10 protein-coding genes are annotated in these 18,635 nt (G+C 68.1%); 7 read left to right on the top strand and 3 right to left on the bottom strand.

Features of this window, described 5'->3' with window-relative positions; translation table 11 throughout:
- Positions 1-59 precede the first annotated feature (59 nt).
- Entirely contained in the window at positions 60-1,523 is a 1,464-nt protein-coding gene (locus tag PQI07_RS21070; RefSeq protein ID WP_274927333.1) for a methyl-accepting chemotaxis protein, read from the bottom strand.
- Positions 1,524-2,691: 1,168 nt separating this feature from the next.
- Between PQI07_RS21070 and PQI07_RS21065 the strand changes: the two genes are divergently transcribed.
- From PQI07_RS21065 to PQI07_RS21035, 7 genes are all read left to right on the top strand, one after another.
- Positions 2,692-3,471 carry a GAF domain-containing protein gene (locus tag PQI07_RS21065; protein WP_274927332.1) on the top strand — a complete coding sequence of 260 codons (780 nt, stop codon included), beginning with the start codon at positions 2,692-2,694 and terminating at the stop codon, positions 3,469-3,471.
- Positions 3,410-4,891, top strand: a complete 1,482-nt coding sequence (locus PQI07_RS21060) for a putative bifunctional diguanylate cyclase/phosphodiesterase (protein WP_274927331.1) — start codon at positions 3,410-3,412, stop codon at positions 4,889-4,891. The genes PQI07_RS21065 and PQI07_RS21060 overlap by 62 nt, the downstream gene beginning before the upstream one ends.
- A 724-nt stretch (positions 4,892-5,615) precedes the next feature.
- Positions 5,616-7,307, top strand: coding sequence for a methyl-accepting chemotaxis protein (locus PQI07_RS21055; protein ID WP_274927330.1), 1,692 nt, complete (start codon positions 5,616-5,618; stop codon positions 7,305-7,307).
- 773 nt (positions 7,308-8,080) lie between these two features.
- The gene (locus tag PQI07_RS21050) at positions 8,081-8,677 is read left to right on the top strand and encodes a TetR/AcrR family transcriptional regulator (RefSeq protein WP_043757309.1); all 597 of its coding nucleotides are present in this window, start codon (positions 8,081-8,083) and stop codon (positions 8,675-8,677) included.
- 18 nt (positions 8,678-8,695) lie between these two features.
- Positions 8,696-10,504 carry an ABC transporter ATP-binding protein gene (locus PQI07_RS21045; protein ID WP_274927329.1) on the top strand — a complete coding sequence of 603 codons (1,809 nt, stop codon included), beginning with the start codon at positions 8,696-8,698 and terminating at the stop codon, positions 10,502-10,504.
- 25 nt (positions 10,505-10,529) lie between these two features.
- Positions 10,530-11,696 carry an efflux RND transporter periplasmic adaptor subunit gene (locus PQI07_RS21040; protein WP_274927328.1) on the top strand — a complete coding sequence of 389 codons (1,167 nt, stop codon included), beginning with the start codon at positions 10,530-10,532 and terminating at the stop codon, positions 11,694-11,696.
- A 21-nt stretch (positions 11,697-11,717) separates the two neighbouring features.
- Complete coding sequence (locus PQI07_RS21035; protein ID WP_274927327.1) at positions 11,718-14,879, top strand: efflux RND transporter permease subunit; 3,162 nt, start codon at positions 11,718-11,720, stop codon at positions 14,877-14,879.
- Between the two features lie 229 nt (positions 14,880-15,108).
- Here PQI07_RS21035 and PQI07_RS21030 read toward each other — a convergent pair whose 3' ends face one another.
- The gene (locus PQI07_RS21030; protein WP_274927326.1) at positions 15,109-16,905 is read right to left on the bottom strand and encodes a glycosyltransferase; all 1,797 of its coding nucleotides are present in this window, start codon (positions 16,903-16,905) and stop codon (positions 15,109-15,111) included.
- On the bottom strand, positions 16,905-18,551 hold the full coding sequence (locus tag PQI07_RS21025) for a class I SAM-dependent methyltransferase (RefSeq protein ID WP_274927325.1): 1,647 nt from the start codon (positions 18,549-18,551) through the stop codon (positions 16,905-16,907). Before PQI07_RS21025 ends, PQI07_RS21030 begins: the two co-directional genes overlap by 1 nt.
- Positions 18,552-18,635 lie beyond the last annotated feature (84 nt).

Genomic DNA, 18,635 nt, shown 5'->3' with positions numbered 1-18,635 from the left:
TCAACGTGTCGTCTCGAAACAAACAGCGCGAGACATCGGACACCATCAGTGAGCGCAGATCAGGCGGCCTTCACGCCTGCCAGGAAGCGCGAGACTTCCTGCGTCAGGTTCTCCGCATGATGTGCAAGCTCCCGGGCCGCACCGAGCACCTGAGTTGCCGCGGCGCTCGTCTGGCCTGCACCCTCGCGCACGTTGGTCATGGCCGCCGTCACGAGGCTCGTCCCCTGCGCGGCATGAGCCACATTCCGCGCGATCTCCTGCGTCGTGGCGCCCTGCTGCTCCATTGCTGCTGCGATCCCAATGGATGTGTCTGAGATCTCGCCGATGACGCGTTCCAGGTCCTGGATGTCCAAGACCGCTTGATGCGTCACGGCTTGGATCTCGGCGACCTGCTCACCGATCTCACCGGTTGCCTTCGAGGTCTGACCAGCCAAGTGCTTTACCTCCGCGGCGACGACGGCGAAGCCTTTCCCAGCCTCGCCAGCGCGTGCCGCCTCGATCGTGGCGTTGAGCGCCAGCAGATTGGTCTGCGACGCGATGTTGGAGATTACCGACACGACTGAGCTGATGCGCTCGGCGCTGACGGTAAGCTTCTGAACTGTAAGGTCCGTTTGCTTCGCCTTGTCGACGCCCTGATAGGCGACACCGGCTGAATGGCCGACCTGCTGGACGATCTCCTGCACGGACGCGGACATCTCCTCGCTGGCTGCGGCGACTGTTTGGACGTTGACCGACGTTTGGAGCGCCGAGCCGGCGGCGGCCACAGTCTGCTCTGTGGTTTCGGCAGCCGTAACCGCCATAGCGTTGGCGGTGGCCTCCATTTCGGTGGCCGCGCCTGCCAGCCCCTGAACAAGGGCGGAGACGTTGTGCTCGAACTCCGTCATCATCACGGCCAGCACGCTCACCCGGCGCAACTTGAGTTCGTTCTCGACAGCCTGCGCCTCAGCAAGTTTCCGGGTGAGTTCAGCGTTGCGCGTGGCTTCCGCCGTGGCATGCTCGGATGCCGTCATCGCCTTCGCCAATTGATTGACCGCCAGCATGAGCGCGCCGGCCTCGACAAGAAGGATCACGGCGTGGATGACGACGCGGGTGTAATCAGCGCCGTCCGGAAATACGGCTGCCGGATAGAGCACGTTCAGAGCGAGATGATGGATAGCGACCACACCCGTGGCTGCAAGGATGGCGCTCCAGCAACACCAGCCGGCCACGACGGCGAGAGCAGCGAAGAACAGCATGTGCATGTCGATTTGCAGATGCGTTCCTGCCGTGCCGAACACCACCAAGCCAACGAGCGACATGGCTGCAGCGGAAGAGAGCTGGCGTGTGATCGCCGCTGGGCCATTGACGCGTGCGACCAGTCCGACAACGACGATCAGTGCGCCTCCAAAAGCAGCCACGGCAGCAAGATTGGCGTCCGTGGCCCAGGCCGTGAGGACGGCCACGATATAGAGCAGGCCCAGCCCCCCAAGCATCACAGGCATGAAGGCGTGGCGCAGCGCCGCGAGGTTACTGACAGGCGTCATAGCTGGTGAGTTCCAATCGTGGATGATGACGCAGAGGCCTTGGGCAAGCAGCCGCTCACCGCGGTAGCTGCAACGACAAGGGTCGCGCCCCCTCGGTAGAGCGCCCACACAAGATTCGGTGGGGCAGAGCTGAGGATCAGGATGTGCCCGCTCGGCGACATCCACAGAATCCGAACGTCGACACCAGCGATCGCCGCAGGCGTCAGTTCATCAGGGCTGAGGCGTAAGACCGCGACAGGCTCATCGTGCCGCGGGCTGAGCGACAGGGTGGCAGGGCCGAGCCCACAGAGAAGGATGAAGCCGCCGACGAGGATGCTGTTTGCGCCTCTCGATCGAATGGGTCGTCCGGGCGGGTCAAAAATCGGCCGAGCCTGCGTCATTCTCTTTCATGTATGGGTCGTAGAGATTCTTTCGCCCCTATCGCCCCAAAATCTTATATAAAGCCTTTATAAAACTATATTCTGGGACCTCATGGGTGTTTACCAAGTCTACTACAAGTAGTGTGGTTCAAATTTCCGTGATCGGGTTGGGTCAAACAGGCCTGTCGACTCTCTCCGTTGCTTCTTTGGTATTTCGGAAGTCAGCCTCAGTCTCGATCGAGCACAGTCGGGATCGGGCTGTCCGTAATCTGATCTTCTGATCATCGGGGCAGGCTTTTAGTGGGCGAGCGGCAACATCCGCTTCGATGCCGTCGCGCTCAGAACCGGACCGGCAGAAATCACCCTGAGCGGCCCTCCCGTGTCCGACCCAACCCGGCCGCCCCGACGGCTCCCTGTCGTTTCCGCAAGCAGACGCCCCGCTAGACCACCGACGACTCCGGCAGACTGATGGAGGAAGGGCTACGAAACGGCGTGCGGATTCTATCCTCTCGGGAGGTATCCGATGCACCGTGGAGCGAGGTTTCGGCGGCTCGCAAGCGCCGATTGCCATCGTCGAAATGATTCACTGAAGGGGTCATGACCTAACATGCATTAGATCATTCGCCAGCTTGTTGAATCAAAATTGACCTATTTCTGAAAAATTCAAGCTCTATACCGATTGATGCAAAAGTCCTGGAGGCAATTCTGCGACCGCTACAGCGTCCGCGACACTCTCGGCGCTGCCTACCTTAGGTATTTTTTTAACAATTTTAAATTAGAAACAGACGAACACACACTCGGAAACCATTATGAGGCCACCTGTCCTCATCGAAGAAGACGACCGCGTGGCAGCACTCGCCGCGTATGATCTCGTCGATACGGTGCCGGCACCTGCCTTCACGCAGATCGTCAGCTTGGCCACCCGCCTGTTCGACGTCCCTACCGCCTTTGTTTCACTGGTCGACCGCAACCGGCAGATCTTTCACGCCAAGGTCGGCCTTGACCTGTGTGAGACGGACCGGGAGGTCGCGTTCTGCTCCCATACCATCGCGCAGCGCGACACTCTCGTTGTCCTCGATGCCACCCTCGACCCACGCTTTTGCGACAATCCGCTGGTTATAGGACCGCCATATATTCGCTTCTACGCCGGGATCCCGCTCGTCGCACCGTCGGGCCACGCCGTCGGCACATTGTGTCTCGTCGATACGCGGCCACATCACGGCTTCTCCGCCGCGGATCAGACGATCCTGCGGAATCTGGCGGACCTCGCCCTCGACCGCATGGAACTGCGACGGCTGCAGGTTGCCGAGCGGGCAAGTCACGCGCGCTTCCTCCAGATTGCATCCACCTCGCCGAACGGCATCGTCTGCGCGGACGCTGCGGGCCATATCACCTTCTGGAACGATGCCGCCGAAGGCTTGTTCGGCTACTGTGCCACCGAGGCGGTCGGGCAATCGATCGATCTGGTCGTGCCCGAGCGCATGCGCAGGGGCCATGACGGCGGTCTGCACCGGATCGCCGCCGGCGGTGAACCCCCGTCTCCTCGGCAAGACCGTCGAGTTGCCCGCGCGGCACCGCGACGGGACTGAATTCCCGATCGAGCTGTCGCTGTCGCGCTGGGAGGAGCAGGGACAACCCGCTTTCGGCGCGATCATCCGCGACATTCGCGAGCGGCGCGCCAACGAGGAGCGCCTGTTCCGCCTCGCCCATCTGGATCCCCTGACCGAACTGCCCAACCGGGCCGTGCTGCGCGAGCGGTTGACCGAGATCGTCACGGCCATGCGGGCCGTCTCCGTGCTGATGTTCGACCTCGACGGCTTCAAGGAGATCAACGACAGCCACGGGCATGCCACGGGCGACGCCGCCCTCAAGGCGATGGCTGCACGCTTGCTGTCCTGCGTGCGCCCCATCGACACGGTCTCCCGGCTGGGCGGTGACGAGTTCGTGCTCATCATGCCTGACATCGGGGATCCTCTGCGTGCGGCCGCGGTCGCCGAAGCGATCATCACGGCGGTCGCGGAGCCGTTCGAGCACGCGGGGCAGACCCTCCGGGTCGGTACGAGCGTCGGCATCGCCCTCGCGCCGGCCCATGGCGAGAATGCCGACGATCTCCTCTCCTGTGCGGATCTTGCTTTGTACCAAGCTAAGAGCGAGGGGCGACATTGCTACAGGTTGTTCGCCCCCATGCTCCGAGAGCGGGCCCAGCGCACGCGTACGCTGCGGGACGAGCTCGGCCGTGCCGTGGAGAATGACGAGTTCGTGCTGTTCTATCAGCCGCAGGTACGCATGCGGGACGGAGCATTGACCGGTGCCGAGGCGCTGATCCGCTGGCAGCATCCCGAGCGCGGCCTCCTCGCGCCCGGGGCGTTTCTGGACGTGTTGGACAAGAGTCGCTACGCCGCACAAGTCGGTGACTGGGTGCTGCGTACCGCTTGCCGACAGGCCGTGGCGTGGCGCGCAGCGGGCGCCGCACGCTTCCGGATCGGCGTGAACCTATGCAGTGCCCAGGTGCAGCGCGGGGACCTCGCCGAGACGGTTCAAGTCGCTCTGGCCGAAAGCGGACTGCAGGCAGACGGTCTTGAACTGGAAATTACAGAGAACATCGTGCTGCGCCACGACGCGCAACTGGTCGTCGCGCTGCGCAACCTCCGCGAGGTCGGGGTCGGCATCGCCTTCGACGATTACGGCACCGGCTACGCCTCCCTCAGCCTGCTGAAGCGCTTCCCGCTGACACGCTTAAAAATCGACCGCTCATTCGTCACGGGAAAGCTGGCATCGCATCAGGACATGACGATCGTGCGGGCGATCCTGCAGCTTGGCCACGGCTTCAAGCTGGACGTGATCGCCGAAGGAATCGAGACCGAGGCGGAGTACACGCGCCTGCGGACGAAGGGCTGCCAAGAGGGACAGGGTTATCTGTTCGGCAAGCCGATGCCGGCTGACATCTTTGCCAATCGGTTCGGGCTGAGGATCAGGGAAGACATGCCGGCCGCATTGACTGCCCGTTGATGCCTTGCGTCGCGCAGGCCTCACCCGGCAGGGATGCTGCGCTCCACACCATCGCTGACGGCGCGCAGGCGTCGGAAGAAACGAGGTCGGCGGCAGGCCATCCTGTCGGCAGACTCGGTGCTGTCGCGCCGGTCCAAGTCTGTCGGTGACGCGGTTGCACGCTTCCGTGCAACCGCCCGCGCTGCCGTTCGGCCGACGCGATAAACCGCGCACGTCTGAAGGGCGTCCGCTTACGCCCCAGACAGAACGGGGAGCGGATCGTCCCGAACCCATCCTGAGAGGCCCTCCCGCTTACGGCCCAGTGGAGGCATTCAAGCTGCCGGTCAGGCACTCCTCAAGCGGACGCTTGATGCCGGCACATGACCGACTGCTTCGACGCTAAGGTGCAGCTTCATCCCCTAAACGCGCACGAGCGCCGATCGGATGACGGTTGCACGTCGATTCGCGGCTCCAAGGGTAACAACTTCTGATGGATCTAATAAGATCTGAGTGCAGGACATTGACGGGGTCAATCACCATTGGTTGATCGCCGAAGAAGCAACCTATAGCCGGTTCGAATATAAATATTAAGGCTCTCCCGGCGAAGAGCAGGTTGCTTGGTGGGCTGCCTGTGAGGGCGGGAAGCCGATCCAGGCTCCCCCATCTTGCCCGTGTGGCCGCGTCACCGCCTCCACTCCGGCAGGCGCTGGGCGGCCGTGCGGGGTGCCCCGTACAGGACCGGATCATGCGCCTTCACCTGACAGTCAAAGCGTCACTCCTCGCCGCCTTCGGCCTCCTCGCGCTCCTGTGCGCAGGCCAAGCCGTCCTCACGACTCTGACGCTCTCGGGCATCCGGGCCAACGTCACGGGCGTCGCCACGAACTGGCTCCCCTCCGTCGTGGCGATCACCAACATCCGCGCCGCGGCCGCGGACGTGCGCATCAAGCAGTTGCGGACGCTGACCCTGTCCGGCAGCCCCGAGCAGCGGGCCGAGAACGCGCGGCAGATCGATGAGGCCGTCGTGGCGCTCGCGGCCGCCCGGACGGCCTACGAGCCCCTGATCTCGTCCGCCGAGGAGCGGGCTCTCTACGACGCGTTCGGCGCCACCTGGGAGCGCTACCAGACCGTCGGCCGCGAGGCGGCGCGCCTGGCGGAGGCGGGCCAGAGCGCCGACGGTGCCCGGCTCATGGCCGACCCGGCCAACATCGACCTCTACAACGCCGCGCGCGACACCCTGGTCAAGGATGTCGCCCTGAACGAGCGCGGCGCGCGCGCGGATGCGGACAGCGCCATGGCGGCGACGGATTCCGCGACCGTGACGGCTTATCTCTCGATTGTGCTGAGCGTGCTGGCGGCCTGCGGCGCGACCGCCTTCGTGCTGCTGCGCGTGTCCCGCCCGATCCAGGCGATGACCGGCACGATGACGATCCTCGCCGCGGGCGACACGAGCGGCGCGGTGCCCCACCGCGCGCGCCGCGACGAGATCGGCGCGATGGCGGCGGCCGTTCAGGTGTTCAAGGACAACCTGATCCGCACGCGCCGGCTCGAAGAGGAGACCGCGCAGGCGCGCCTGGCCGCCGAAGAGCAGCGCAAGGCCGGCATGCGGCAGATGGCCGACGGCTTCGAGGCCGCGGTCGGCGGGATCATCGGCACGGTGTCGTCCTCCGCGACCGAGCTGCAGGCGACCGCGCAGGCGATGACCGCCACGGCCACCGAGACCGCCAGCCAGTCGACGACCGTGGCGGCGGCGGCCGAGGAGGCCGCCTCCAACGTCAGCACGGTGGCGGCGGCGGCCGAGGAACTCGGCTCGTCGGTGCAGGAGATCGCCCGCCAGGTGCAGGGGTCGGCCAGCCTCGCCCATCTCGCGGTGAGCGAGGCCGATCAGACCGGCCTGCGCGTCCAGGAACTCAGCGCCGCCGTCTCCCGCATCGGCGACGTCGTCGGCCTGATCTCGAACATCGCCGGCCAGACCAATCTTCTCGCCCTCAACGCCACCATCGAGGCGGCGCGAGCCGGGGCTGCGGGTAAGGGCTTCGCGGTGGTCGCCTCCGAGGTGAAGGCGCTGGCCGAGCAGACCGCCAGGGCCACGCACGAGATCTCGGGGCAGATCGCCCAGATCCAGGCTTCGACCGGCCAGGCGGTCACGTCGATCGCGGGCATCACCGGGCGGATCCGCGAGATCAGCGGCGTCGCCACCTCGATCGCCGCCGCCGTCGAGGAGCAGGGTGCGGCGACCCAGGAGATCGTGCGCAACGTCGCGCAGGCCTCGACCGGCACCAACGAGGTGACGGGCAACATCGCCGGCGTAGCGCAGGCGTCGGAGGAGACGGGGGCGGCGGCCTCGCAGGTCCTGTCGGCGGCCTCAGAGCTGTCGCGGCAATCCGAGTATCTCGGCGCCGAGGTCAGCCGCTTCCTCGCAACCGTGCGTGCCGCCTGAGACCAGCCTCTCGTCGCGAGCACGTAAGAGGCCGACCGAATCCTTGAACGTCCGCTTCCGCCTCATCTTCGAGCGGAAGCGGACAGACAGGAAATCACCTCAAGCCGTCCTCTCGCTCCCGACCCAACCCGACCCGGCCGCTTGGATCATTATGTTTTAGTTTCGAAAGCGGACACGGACGCCGAAGAGCAGCGCGGACCAGGACGCGCTACGTGGAAATCGGCTCCCGCTCGCGAAGCATCAGTTTTTGGTGCACCTGCTCCCTAACGGTATTGCGCACGGCCGGGCTTTTGAGCTTCCGCTGTATGCTTGCCTTGGTGTGCCCCTCGAACGGCCGCTCAGCCTGCCAGCGCCGCCGTGCCATACCTATGATGGACTGCGTCAGCATCCCGTCCCCCCCCTCACGAGGACCGCTGCTGCAACAGCGAGCGACAGGCTAGAACCGACAGGCGACACAGCCCCAGGAGGCAGTTGACTGCGTCCTCTGGCTCATCTGCTCCGGCAGCTACCGCGCAGCTTGTCAGAAAACCTGACGCGCCAAAAAATGGCCGATCCGAGCCACTCGGCGGCTTCCGGACGCCAGAAGGTACCGGCTGGATGCAGTCGGGTGGGCTTTAAAAACTCCTCGTCACGTCACGCATTGCGAACATCGGCAGGCTCGCTCGCCGAGGGGGAAGCCTTGGGAAGCACTCGATGGAGCACTCGACTTGAAAGATACCGTTGGGTAGGTATCTTTGAGGCGGCGCCGATTTGCCGTGCGTCAAGGAGGGGGCATGGCGACCGCCTACAACCGCAAGAAGCAGCCAGAGCTCGTCCGGCGGACGCTCCTCGATTGCGCCGCCAAGCTCGCGTTGGAACAGGGCTTGGCCGCCGTCACGGTGCAGGCGGTCAGCCACGCCGCCGGCGTGACCAAGGGGGCGCTGTTCCACCACTTCCCAAGCAAGCAGGCGCTGGTCGAGGGCGTCGTCGCCGACCTCATCGCGCAGCTTGACGCAGATATCGACGCCGCCATGGCGAAGGATCCTCGTCCGTACGGGCGGTACACGCGGGCTTACGTCGACATCACCCTGCACGACCCGATGATCACCGAGGGCGGCCAGTGGGCTGCCCTACACATCTCGATTCTCGCCGAGCCCACTTTGCGCCGGATGGTGTCGGACTGGTTCGCGGAACGCCTGCACCGCCACCGGGACACCGACGGGGATGCCGACCTGGAGTTCGTCCGGCTCGCCGCCGACGGCGCATGGATCGCCTACCTCGTGCGCGAGAAGCCGACCGACCCGGTGCCGGAACTCGGCGCGCTCCGCGCACGGCTCATCGCGATGACCCTGGCCGAACCGAAGCCAGCCTCGGGCGGGGACAGGGGCTGAGCGATGGGATCGACTTCGATGCACGGATTCGCCCCCGTCCACGGGACGGACGGGCCGGATGACCTCACGGGATACGGCGACCTGGCCGCCCGGCACGTTTCCGCTGGGCGCGTCCTCGGCCTGTTCCGCCCCTACGCGGGCCGGATCGCGCTCGTCCTCGGGCTGATCGCGCTCGCGACGGCGGCGGGGCTCGCCGCCCCGTTCCTGCTCCGGGAGATCATCGACGTCGCGCTGCCGCGGGGCGACGTGCGCCTGCTCGGGCTGCTCGCGGGGAGCCTCGTCGGCCTCGCCGCGCTGGCAGCCGGCATCGGCGTGCTCCAAGCCCTCGTCACCGCGAAGGTCGGGCAGGCGCTGATGCACGACCTCCGGGTCCGCGTGTACGCCCACCTCCAGTCGCTGCCGCTCGGCTTCTTCACGGCGACCCGGGGCGGGGACATCCAGGCGCGCATCGCGAGCGACATCGGCGCCCTCCAGGCGCTGGTCACGCACACCGCGGGCGAAGCGACGCGCAACGCCAGCGCGGTCGCGATGACCGCGGCCGCCATGCTCTTGCTGGAGTGGCGGCTTGCCCTGTTCTCGTTCCTGGTTCTGCCGTTGGCGACCTGGATCAGCAACCGCGTCGGTCGGATGCGTGAGGAGACCACCTACGCGCAGCAGGAGCGGATCGCCGAGATGACCGCGGCGGTGCAGGAGTCCCTGTCGGTCTCGGGCATCGTCCTCGCCCGCACGATGGGGCGCTCGCCGCACCTGGCGCAGCGTTTCGCGCGGGCCTCGCGCGAGGTGGCGACCCTGGAGGTCCGCTCGCACACCGCGGGCCAGTGGCAGTGGTCGGTCATCGATCTCGTTCTGCAGGCCCTGCCGGCCCTGACCCTGTTCCTCGGCGGCTGGATGATGAACGCCGGGACGGCCATGACGGTCGGCACGCTCGTCGCCATGATTGCGCTTCAGGAGCAGATGCTGTTCCCGCTGGAGGAGGTGCTGCGCACGGGCGTCGAGGTCCGGAAGACGCGGGCGCTGTTCGCGCGCATCTTCGAGTACCTCGACAAGCCGGCCGGGATCACCGAGCGGCCCGATCCCGTCATCCTCGAACCCGCGCAGGTCACCGGCCACGTGCGCCTCGACGGCGTGACGTTTTCCTACGACCGGTCGGGACCCGCCACGCTCCGCGGCGTCACGGTGGACATCCCTGCCGGTTCGCACACCGCCATCGTCGGCGCGACCGGCTCGGGCAAGTCGACCCTCGGCTATCTCCTGGCACGCCTCTACGACGTCGACGCGGGCGCCGTGCTCTATGACGGCGTCGACGTGCGTGACCTGAGCGCGCGTTCGCTCTCCGACATCCTCGGTGTGGTGACGCAGGACCCGTTCCTCCTCCATGCCAGCGTCGCGGAGAACCTGCTGTTCGCCCGGCCCGAGGCGACGGTGGCCGAGATGGTCGAGGCGGCGCGCATCGCCCAACTGCACGACCTGATCGCGGCGCTCCCCGACGGGTACGACACCGCCGTGGGCGAGCGGGGTCACCGCTTCTCGGGCGGCGAGAGGCAGCGCCTCTCGCTGGCCCGGACGATCCTGCGCGACCCGCGCGTGCTGCTGCTCGACGAGGCGACGAGCGCCCTCGATACAGCGACGGAACGGGCGATGGTCGAGGCCCTCGCCCGCCCGGCCAAGCCCCGTACGACCATCACCATCGCCCACCGCCTCTCGACCGTGCGCCGCGCCGACCAGATCGTCGTGCTCGACCGGGGGACGGTGGTCGAGTGCGGGACGCACGAAGCCCTGCTCGCCCGCGACGGCGCCTACGCGCGCCTCGTGCGCAAGGCGGCCTGACGGACTCGACCCACGGACGGATTCCATGTCTCCGAGCACACACATGCGGCGGATGCCGGCCCTCGCCCTCGCGGTCGCCCTCATCCTGCAAGGCTGCAAGCCGGCGGCGGACGGCCAGGCGGCAGGCGGTTCCGGAATCGCGGGTCCGGCCCCCGATGTCTCGACCGTCACGGCCGAGGCGGCGACGGTGCCGCGCACCCTCGACCTGCCGGGGCGCCTGGCCTCGACGCGGGTCGCCGAGGTCAGGGCTCAGGTCGCCGGCATCATCCAGGAGCGCGCCTTCGAGGAAGGTAGCCTCGTCAGGAAGGGCGACGTCCTGTTCCGCATCGACCCCGCCGTGTACCGAGCCGAGGTCGATGCCAAGTCCGCCGCCCTCGACCGGGCCGAGGCCACGCGGGTGCAGGCGCTGCGGCAATCGGAGCGCACCGAGACGCTGCTGGAGCGCCAGGCGGCCAGCACCGCCCAGCACGACATCACCACCGCCGCCCTGCGGCAGGCCGAGGCCGACGTCGCGAGCGCGAAGGCGCAACTCGCCCGGGCCCGGATCGACCTCGACTACGCGACCGTCCGCGCGCCCCTCGCCGGCCGCATCGGCCGGGCCATGGTCACGGAGGGCGCCCTCGTGGGCCAGGGCGAAGCGACGAAGCTCGCGCTGATCCAGCAGGTCGACCCGATCTTCGCCGACTTCAACGCTTCCGCCGCCGACGCCGGGCGGCTCGCCGGCCTCGGTCCGGGACAGGGGGAGACGAAGGTACGCCTGGTCCTGCCGGACGGCTCGCTCCACCCCGACGCCGGGCGTCTGCTGTTCACGGATGTGAGCGTCGACCCCGGCACCGGGCAGGTCTCGCTGCGGGCCAGCTTCCCCAACCCGAAGGTCGCCCTGCTGCCGGGCACCTACGTCCGCGTCCGCGTCGCGCAGGGGGAATTGCCGGGCGCGGTCATCGTCCCGGCCCAGGCCATCCAGCGTAGCAGCGCCGGCGTCGCGCAGGTCTACGTCGTCGGTGAGGACAGGACGGCCGCCCTGCGCCCCGTCAGGGCGGGGGCGCTGACGGACTCCGGCTGGATCGTCGAGGAGGGCCTCAGGGCCGGGGACACCGTCGTGGTCGAGGGCTTTCAGAGGCTGCAGCCCGGCATGGCGGTGAACCCCATGCCTTGGCAGACCGCCCGGACGGCCGCCGCCACCAAGCCCTGACGTCGCCGGGATCGAACCGACATGAGCCGCTTCTTCATCGCGCGCCCGATCTTCGCCTGGGCGATCTCCATCTTCATCATGCTGGTGGGCGCGATCTCCATCGCCGCCCTGCCGGTCTCGCAATACCCGGACGTGGCCCCGGTCACGATCCAGGTGACCGCGACCTACCCGGGCGCCCCGCCCGAGCGGCTCTACGACGGCGTCACCCGCATCATCGAGGAGGAGCTCAACGGCATCCCGGGGCTGATGTATTTCGAGAGCACCAGCGACACCTCCGGCATGGCGCAGATCACGGCCTCCTTCGCGCCGGGCTCGGACCCGTCGAAGGCCACCGTGGCGGTGCAGAACCGGATCAAGCGTATCGAGGCGCGCCTGCCCCGGGCGGTGACCCAGCAGGGCGTCACCGTCGAGGAGGCCAGCACCAGCTTCCTCCAGTTCGTCACCGTCTCCTCCAAGGACGGTTCCCTCAGCGAGACCGACCTCGGCGACATCGCCGCCCGCCGCCTGCTCGGCGAGTTGCGGCGGGTGCCGGGCGTCGGCCGCGCCACCCTGTTCTCGTCCGAGAAGGCGCTGCGGATCTGGATCGACCCGGTCAAGCTCGTCGGGTTCGGGATGACGCCAAGTGACGTGACGGCCGCCGTCGGCGCGCAGAACGCGCAGGTCGCCTCCGGCATCGTTGGCGCGCAGCCGGCGACGCCGGACCAGCGCATCGCCGCCAACGTGCTGGTGAAGGGGCAACTCACCACGCCCGCCGAGTTCGGGGAGATCGTGCTGCGCGCCAACCCCGACGGCTCGCTCGTGCGCCTGCGCGACGTGGCCGAGGTCGAACTCGGCGGCCAGTCCTACGCGATGCAGACCCGCCTCGACGGGCGACCCGCCGCCGGCATCGGCATCCAGCTCGCCCCGGGCGCCAACGCACTCGCCGCCGCCACCGGCGTGCGGGCGAAGCTCGCCCAGCTGCAGCGGACCCTGCCGGCAAACGTGCGGGTGACGGTGCCCTACGACACCACGCCGTTTGTCGAGGCGTCGATCAGGAAGGTGCTGGTGACGCTCGCCGAGGCCATGGCGCTCGTCTTCGCCGTGATGTTCCTGTTCCTGCAGAACGTCCGCTACACGCTCATCCCGACCATCGTCGTGCCGGTGGCGTTGCTCGGCACCTGCGGCGTGCTGCTCGTCGCCGGTTTCTCGATCAACGTGCTGACCATGTTCGGCATGGTGCTGGCCATCGGCATCCTCGTCGACGACGCCATCGTCGTGGTCGAGAACGTCGAGCGCATCATGGCCGAGGAGGGACTGCCGCCGCGGGAGGCGACCCGGAAAGCCATGGGCCAGATCACCGGCGCCATCGTCGGCATCACCGCGGTTCTGATCGCCGTCTTCGTGCCGCTCGCCTTCTTCCCGGGCTCGGTCGGGGTCATCTACCGGCAGTTCGCCGTGAGCATGGCGACCTCCATCGCCTTCTCGGCCTTCCTGGCCCTGTCCCTGACACCCGCCCTCTGCGCCACGCTGCTGAAGCCCGTCGAGAAGGGTCACGGCCACGACAAGCGCGGCTTCTTCGGCTGGTTCGACCGCCGCTTCCGCTCCGGCACGGAAGCCTATCGGTCGGGTGTGGCTAGCGTGCTGCGCCGGCCCGTGCGGGCGCTGCTCGTCTACGCCCTCCTCGTCGCCGCCCTCGGTTGGGGCTACCTGCGCATGCCGGGAAGCTTCCTGCCCATCGAGGACCAGGGCTACGTCATCGTCGACGCGCAGACGCCGCCGGAATCGGCCACCGGCCGCACCCTCGACGTGGCCAAGCGGATCGAGGAGCACTTCGCCAAAGAGCCCGGCATCGACAGCCAGACGCTACTTCTCGGATTCGGCTTCTCGGGCCAGGGACAGAACGCGGCCCTCAACTTCGTCGGACTGAAGCCCTGGGGCGAGCGCGGGCCGGACGACGGCGCCGACGCCATCACGGCCCGCGCCAACGCCGCCCTCGGCGGCCTGCCCGACGCCATCGCCATGTCGCTGTCGCCGCCGGCCATCGACTCGCTGGGCAATTCCAGCGGCTTCGCCTTCCGCCTCCAGGACAAGGGCCAGCAGGGTCATGCGGCGCTGGCGGCCGCGCGCGACCAGTTGCTGAAGGCGGCGAGCCGGAGCCCGATCCTGCAGGGCGTCTACGTCGAGGGCCTGCCGACCGCACCGCAGATCGAGCTTATCCTCGACCGGCAGAAGGCGAATGCGCTCGGCGTGACTTTCGCCGACATCAACGACGCGCTCTCGACGAGCCTCGGCTCGGCCTACGTCAACGACTTCCCGAACCAGGCACGCATGCAGCGGGTCATCGTCCAGGCCGAGGCGTCCCGGCGCATGAAGGCGGAGGACCTGCTCGACCTGAACGTCCGCAACGCCAAGGGGCAGATGGTGCCGCTGCAATCCTTCGCCCGGGTGGAGTGGACGATGGGACCGTCGCAGGTCGTGGGCTTCAACGGCTACCCGAGCATCAAGATCTCCGGCAGTGCCGCGCCGGGCTACGCCAGTGGCGACGCGATGGCCGAGATGGAACGCCTCGCCGGGCAACTCCCGCCGGGGTTCGACTTCGCCTGGACCGGGCAGTCGCTACAGGAGAAGCTATCGGGGTCCCAGGCCATCTACCTGCTCGCGCTGGCCCTGGTCTGCGTCTTCCTCTGCCTCGCTGCGCTCTACGAGAGCTGGTCGATCCCCCTCGCCGTGCTGCTCGTGGTACCGACCGGCGTGGTCGGTGCGGTCTTCGCGATGCTCATGCGCGACATGCCGAACGACGTCTACTTCAAGGTCGGCCTGATCACGGTGATCGGCCTGACCGCGAAGAACGCGATCCTCATCATCGAGGTGGCCAAGGATCTCGTGGCGAAAGGCGTATCGGTGAAGGAGGCGGCGCTGGAGGCGTGCCAGCTGCGCTTCCGCCCCATCGTGATGACCTCGTTTGCCTTCATTCTCGGCGTCGTGCCGCTCGCCGTCGCGACCGGGGCCAGCATGAACAGCCAGCGGGCTATCGGGACGGGCGTGCTCGGCGGCATGGTCACGGCGACCGTGCTGGCGGTCTTCGTCACGCCGCTCTTCTACGTCCTGATCGGGCGGGCATTCGGATCTCGGGCAGCCGGCCGACGGCAGGTCGATCCCGCCCGGCCGGTCGCACCCGGGCGGCGCGGCATCCCCGTGCCCTGAGGATGATCAATCGGGATCGGGCCCCCGCGCAATGAGGCGCTGTCCGGGACCGTGACCTCCACCCATCGTGCCGTCTGCTTCGGGGCTGAGATTTGGGCGATTGGAGTGTCCGGTATGGGCGCAAGCCAAACGACAGGTTTTGCGCGCACCGGCGATCCGGCATGGCCTAGTCTGGCCGAAAACCGACCGCTCACTGCAGGGGAGGTCGGCCAGAACAGCGGACAGGATGTTACCGGCTTCTGATGGCCGTGGCATGCGGTGCGGACCTTGCCAGCATTGCCAGCACCTGCGCCGCTCCCTCCTCGGGCGTGATGCGTGAGGTGTCGAGCAGCGGCACGTTCAACTCGTCCGCGAGCGCCCGGTAGCCGACGATTCGGGCCTCGGTCATGTGCTGGGACGGGTTGGGAGTGCCGCGCGCGACCATCCGGGCGATGGTGGTGGGTCGATCGGCCCAGCACATGACGGTGAACGGGCGCGGGTCCCAGCCGGGACGGAAGGCGGGCGACAGGAGCTGCGAGGCCGTGAACCAGTGCCGATCGAAGACGACGGGCCCCGGCGGTGCGTTGGCAATCGCCGTCGCAACCGCGGCATGAGCCACGTCGTCGGCGAGGGCGTGCTGACCGGTCCGGGCGAGGTGGACCATGATGGCGCCGACCTGACCGCCGAACGGGTGCAGCACGGTCGCGCCGATAGCCTCGGCGACGTGCCGCGCGATGCTTGACTTGCCGGAGCCGTCCAGTCCGTCCACGGCGAGCGCGATCCGCGAGGCCTGAGCGGCTTTCTGCTGTGCCCGCGTGAGGTTCGATGGGTAGATCCGCCCTTCTCGCCGGCCGTGCTCTAGGTAGTGCAAGCGCCCCTGCCAGGGATGCTCGAACAGCGCCGCGAGGTCCGGATGCAGTTGGATGTAGCCCAGCGCATCGAAATCATCCGGCAACGGGCCTTCGGCGGTCGCAAGGTCTGAGAGGCGCTGCACGGTCTCGCGGGTGGGCGTCTCGGGCGGCCGGGCTGCGGCGGCCCGCTGCGCGCGCGAGGACACGGCGTCTGCGATGGCGCGAAGGAGTCCATCGGCGTAGGTGTCCCAGTCCAGCGCCCGGATGCGCGCGCGACCCGCCTCCGCGCGGACCGCTGCCCCAGCCGGATCGGCGACGATCCGGTCCGCCGCCTCCGCGATGGCCGCCCCGAGTGCCTCGTCGGAACCGTCCGGAACCACTTGGGCGGTCACGGCGTCCTCGGCGAAGGCCAGCGTGCCGTGCACGGTCGTGACGAGCGGCGTGCCGCTGGCCATGGCTTCCGCGGCCGGGTTGCACCAGCCGGCATGCGCTTCGGCACTGCAGAAGGCGTCGAGCCCGTGGTACCACGCCGGCAGGTCGGCCTCGCGCAGCGGCCCGTGCACGTTGAGGCGGCCCGAGGCGACCAGATCGGCACGCGCGCCCACGAGCCCCCAGTCCGGCCGTCCGAACCAGTGCAACGCCCATGCATCGCCGAGCCTGTCGAGGGCGGCGAGCTGGGCCGCGGGGCGCTTGTTGGCGATGCCTCCGAGCCTGTGGCGGACACCTCGCGCAGGTCTCAGGACAGGCGGCGCGAACAGGCCCGCATCGACCGCACCGATGAGACGGCGCCACGGATGCCCCAAGGCGTCGAGATCCGCATCACCCCAGTGGTCGTTGTTCGCCACGATGAGATCCGGCGCGAAGGTCCGCGTGACGCGCGCATAGGCATCCCGCCGCACCGGGCCGTTGAGGAGATGTTGCACGCGCACGCCGAAATGAGGGGCCCTCAGATCCGCGAAGCGCGCGATCGTGGCATCCGGAAAGCCGCCTCCCGGCACCATGACGGCGTCCCAATGTTCACGGGCCGCGTCCTCGAGGTGCAGGACACGGAGCTGTGTCTCGAAGCCGTCCTCGCCTGAGCCCAGGGCCAGGAAGGCCAGGTCGTGCCCGCGGCGGACAAGGACGCGCCCGACCCGCTCGAAGCGCAGAAGGCCGCCGGTGAGCGCAAGGTGATCGCAGGCCACGAGCAGCCGCATCAGGTCGGTCTTCCAAGCAGGCGCCGGAGGCGTAATGGCAGGCGGCCGACGCGGCCGGATGGCGCGAGACGAGCGGCAAGCGTCGCCTCGAGCTGGTCGCGCGCGCGATGAAGCTCGGCCGCGTAGGCGATCACGCGGTCGGTGCGGCGGGCGCTCTCCAGTCCGGCCGCCTCGTGCGCTGCGGCGTCGAGCGCACGCGCTGCGCGCAAGGCATCGTTCTCCTCACGCAAGCGCGCGATCTCCGCGGCGGCGTCATCGATCGCCCTGGGCGAACCCGCCTGGACTGCGCGGGCCTCCGCCGAGCCGCCGGCGTGAAGGCGCGTCGCAGCGGCCCAGCCGAGGCCGCGCTCCGTCGCATGGCCGCTGACGATCGACTGAAAGCGGCTCTCCCGGGCGAGACGGTCGGCAAGCTGCGCGTCATCCAGGGCGAGCCCGAGCCGCGGCAGCAAGGCCTGAAGGGCGTCCAGCAGCGTCAGTCCGGACGATCCGGATCGCCCCCAGTCCGGCACGTCGATCAGAGCGTTGACGAGGCCGCGCACGGCGAGGTGCCCCTGATCCAGAGGGGCGCCGAGGTCCCATTCCAGGTCGATGAAGGTGTTGATGGGCCCCGCAACAAGATTTTTCGGGATCGCGTCGAGGGCTGATCCCGGCAGGATCGTCTCGAGCTTCAGCGCTGCGCCGGCCACGAAGCTGCGCGACACGGCCTCGAGCCAGGTCCCGGCCCAGGCAGCCACTGCGTCCAGGCACCAACCGTCCCGTGCCAGTTGCGTGTCGAGCGCTGACGACCAGAGCGGCCCCGGCATGTAGGCTTCCGACGGCAGGAGGTTCGCCACCCCGTCGACGTGCGGGGGCAGGTCGGGATACCGACGCGTCCGGCGCACGTGGATCTGCGACCCCGCTGCCACGAAGGTCACCAGCCGCTCGAATTCCGGACGCCGACGCAGTCCGATATGGATCGCTAGACGATCATCCTGCGGCAGCGGTTCCTCTGAGGCAGCGACCAGAAAGGCGGGCGCGAGGTCGGCGGCAAGCCCCTCATCGACCACCTGTCTCCAGGCGCGCCGGAGCGAAAACAGCGCCTCGTCGCCGGAACCGGGCTCCGGCCCGGCCGCACCGATGGCGAGCGCTCCGGGATCGAAGCCGCCCTGCCGAGCCAGACCCCGCTCGGCGACGAGGCTCACGGGCTGCGCCCGGTCCGGAAACGGAAACCACCACGCCTGATGGATCAGGCCACAGGTCTGGAGCGACCGTCGAAGACCAACCCGCGTCGGCAGTCGGAGACCGTTCGGCCCGGACGATCCCTCGAGACTCGGAAAGCCGCCCCGTCCTGGCGCCTCGGCGCCATGAGCGAACCCGTTCAGCGACAGGGCATTGTCGATCGCCAGAATCAATCGCCCCCCCGGCCGCAGCCGCGCGCGGGCCCATGTGATGGACGCCTCGAGCCTGCGCCCTGCGCCGACAGCGTGATGTGGCAGGAAATCGAGCAGCAAGACCGCGTCGAAACGTACCGAGGCCGATAGGTCGTTTCCGTCCGCTGTGGTGAGCACGGACACGCCAGGCGCACAGCCTGCTCTGGCATAGGCGTGCGGCTTCGAGCCCAGCACCAGCAGGCTGCCGGTCAACCACGAGGAGAATGGGCACATCATGTCCGCGCCCCGCCCGTCCGGCAGAACAGATGGGCATATTGCCAAATTATCCCGCCGCATGTTTCCTGAATGCCAATACCAATT

The sequence above is a fragment of the Methylobacterium sp. 092160098-2 genome (genome assembly GCF_028920805.1).
Classification (GTDB): domain Bacteria; phylum Pseudomonadota; class Alphaproteobacteria; order Rhizobiales; family Beijerinckiaceae; genus Methylobacterium; species Methylobacterium fujisawaense.
The sequence above is the reverse complement of the archived record's forward strand: the minus strand, read 5'-3'. Positions and strand labels throughout refer to the sequence as shown.

Bases quoted from the DNA above. Each gene is read 5' to 3' on its own strand.
- PQI07_RS21070 (WP_274927333.1), bottom strand. From the start codon at position 1,523: ATGACGCCTGTCAGTAACCTCGCGGCGCTGCGCCACGCCTTCATGCCT.
- PQI07_RS21065 (WP_274927332.1), top strand. From the start codon at position 2,692: ATGAGGCCACCTGTCCTCATCGAAGAAGACGACCGCGTGGCAGCACTC.
- PQI07_RS21055 (WP_274927330.1), top strand. From the start codon at position 5,616: ATGCGCCTTCACCTGACAGTCAAAGCGTCACTCCTCGCCGCCTTCGGC.
- PQI07_RS21050 (WP_043757309.1), top strand. From the start codon at position 8,081: ATGGCGACCGCCTACAACCGCAAGAAGCAGCCAGAGCTCGTCCGGCGG.
- PQI07_RS21045 (WP_274927329.1), top strand. From the start codon at position 8,696: ATGCACGGATTCGCCCCCGTCCACGGGACGGACGGGCCGGATGACCTC.
- PQI07_RS21040 (WP_274927328.1), top strand. From the start codon at position 10,530: ATGTCTCCGAGCACACACATGCGGCGGATGCCGGCCCTCGCCCTCGCG.
- PQI07_RS21035 (WP_274927327.1), top strand. From the start codon at position 11,718: ATGAGCCGCTTCTTCATCGCGCGCCCGATCTTCGCCTGGGCGATCTCC.
- PQI07_RS21030 (WP_274927326.1), bottom strand. From the start codon at position 16,905: ATGCGGCTGCTCGTGGCCTGCGATCACCTTGCGCTCACCGGCGGCCTT.
- PQI07_RS21025 (WP_274927325.1), bottom strand. From the start codon at position 18,551: ATGATGTGCCCATTCTCCTCGTGGTTGACCGGCAGCCTGCTGGTGCTG.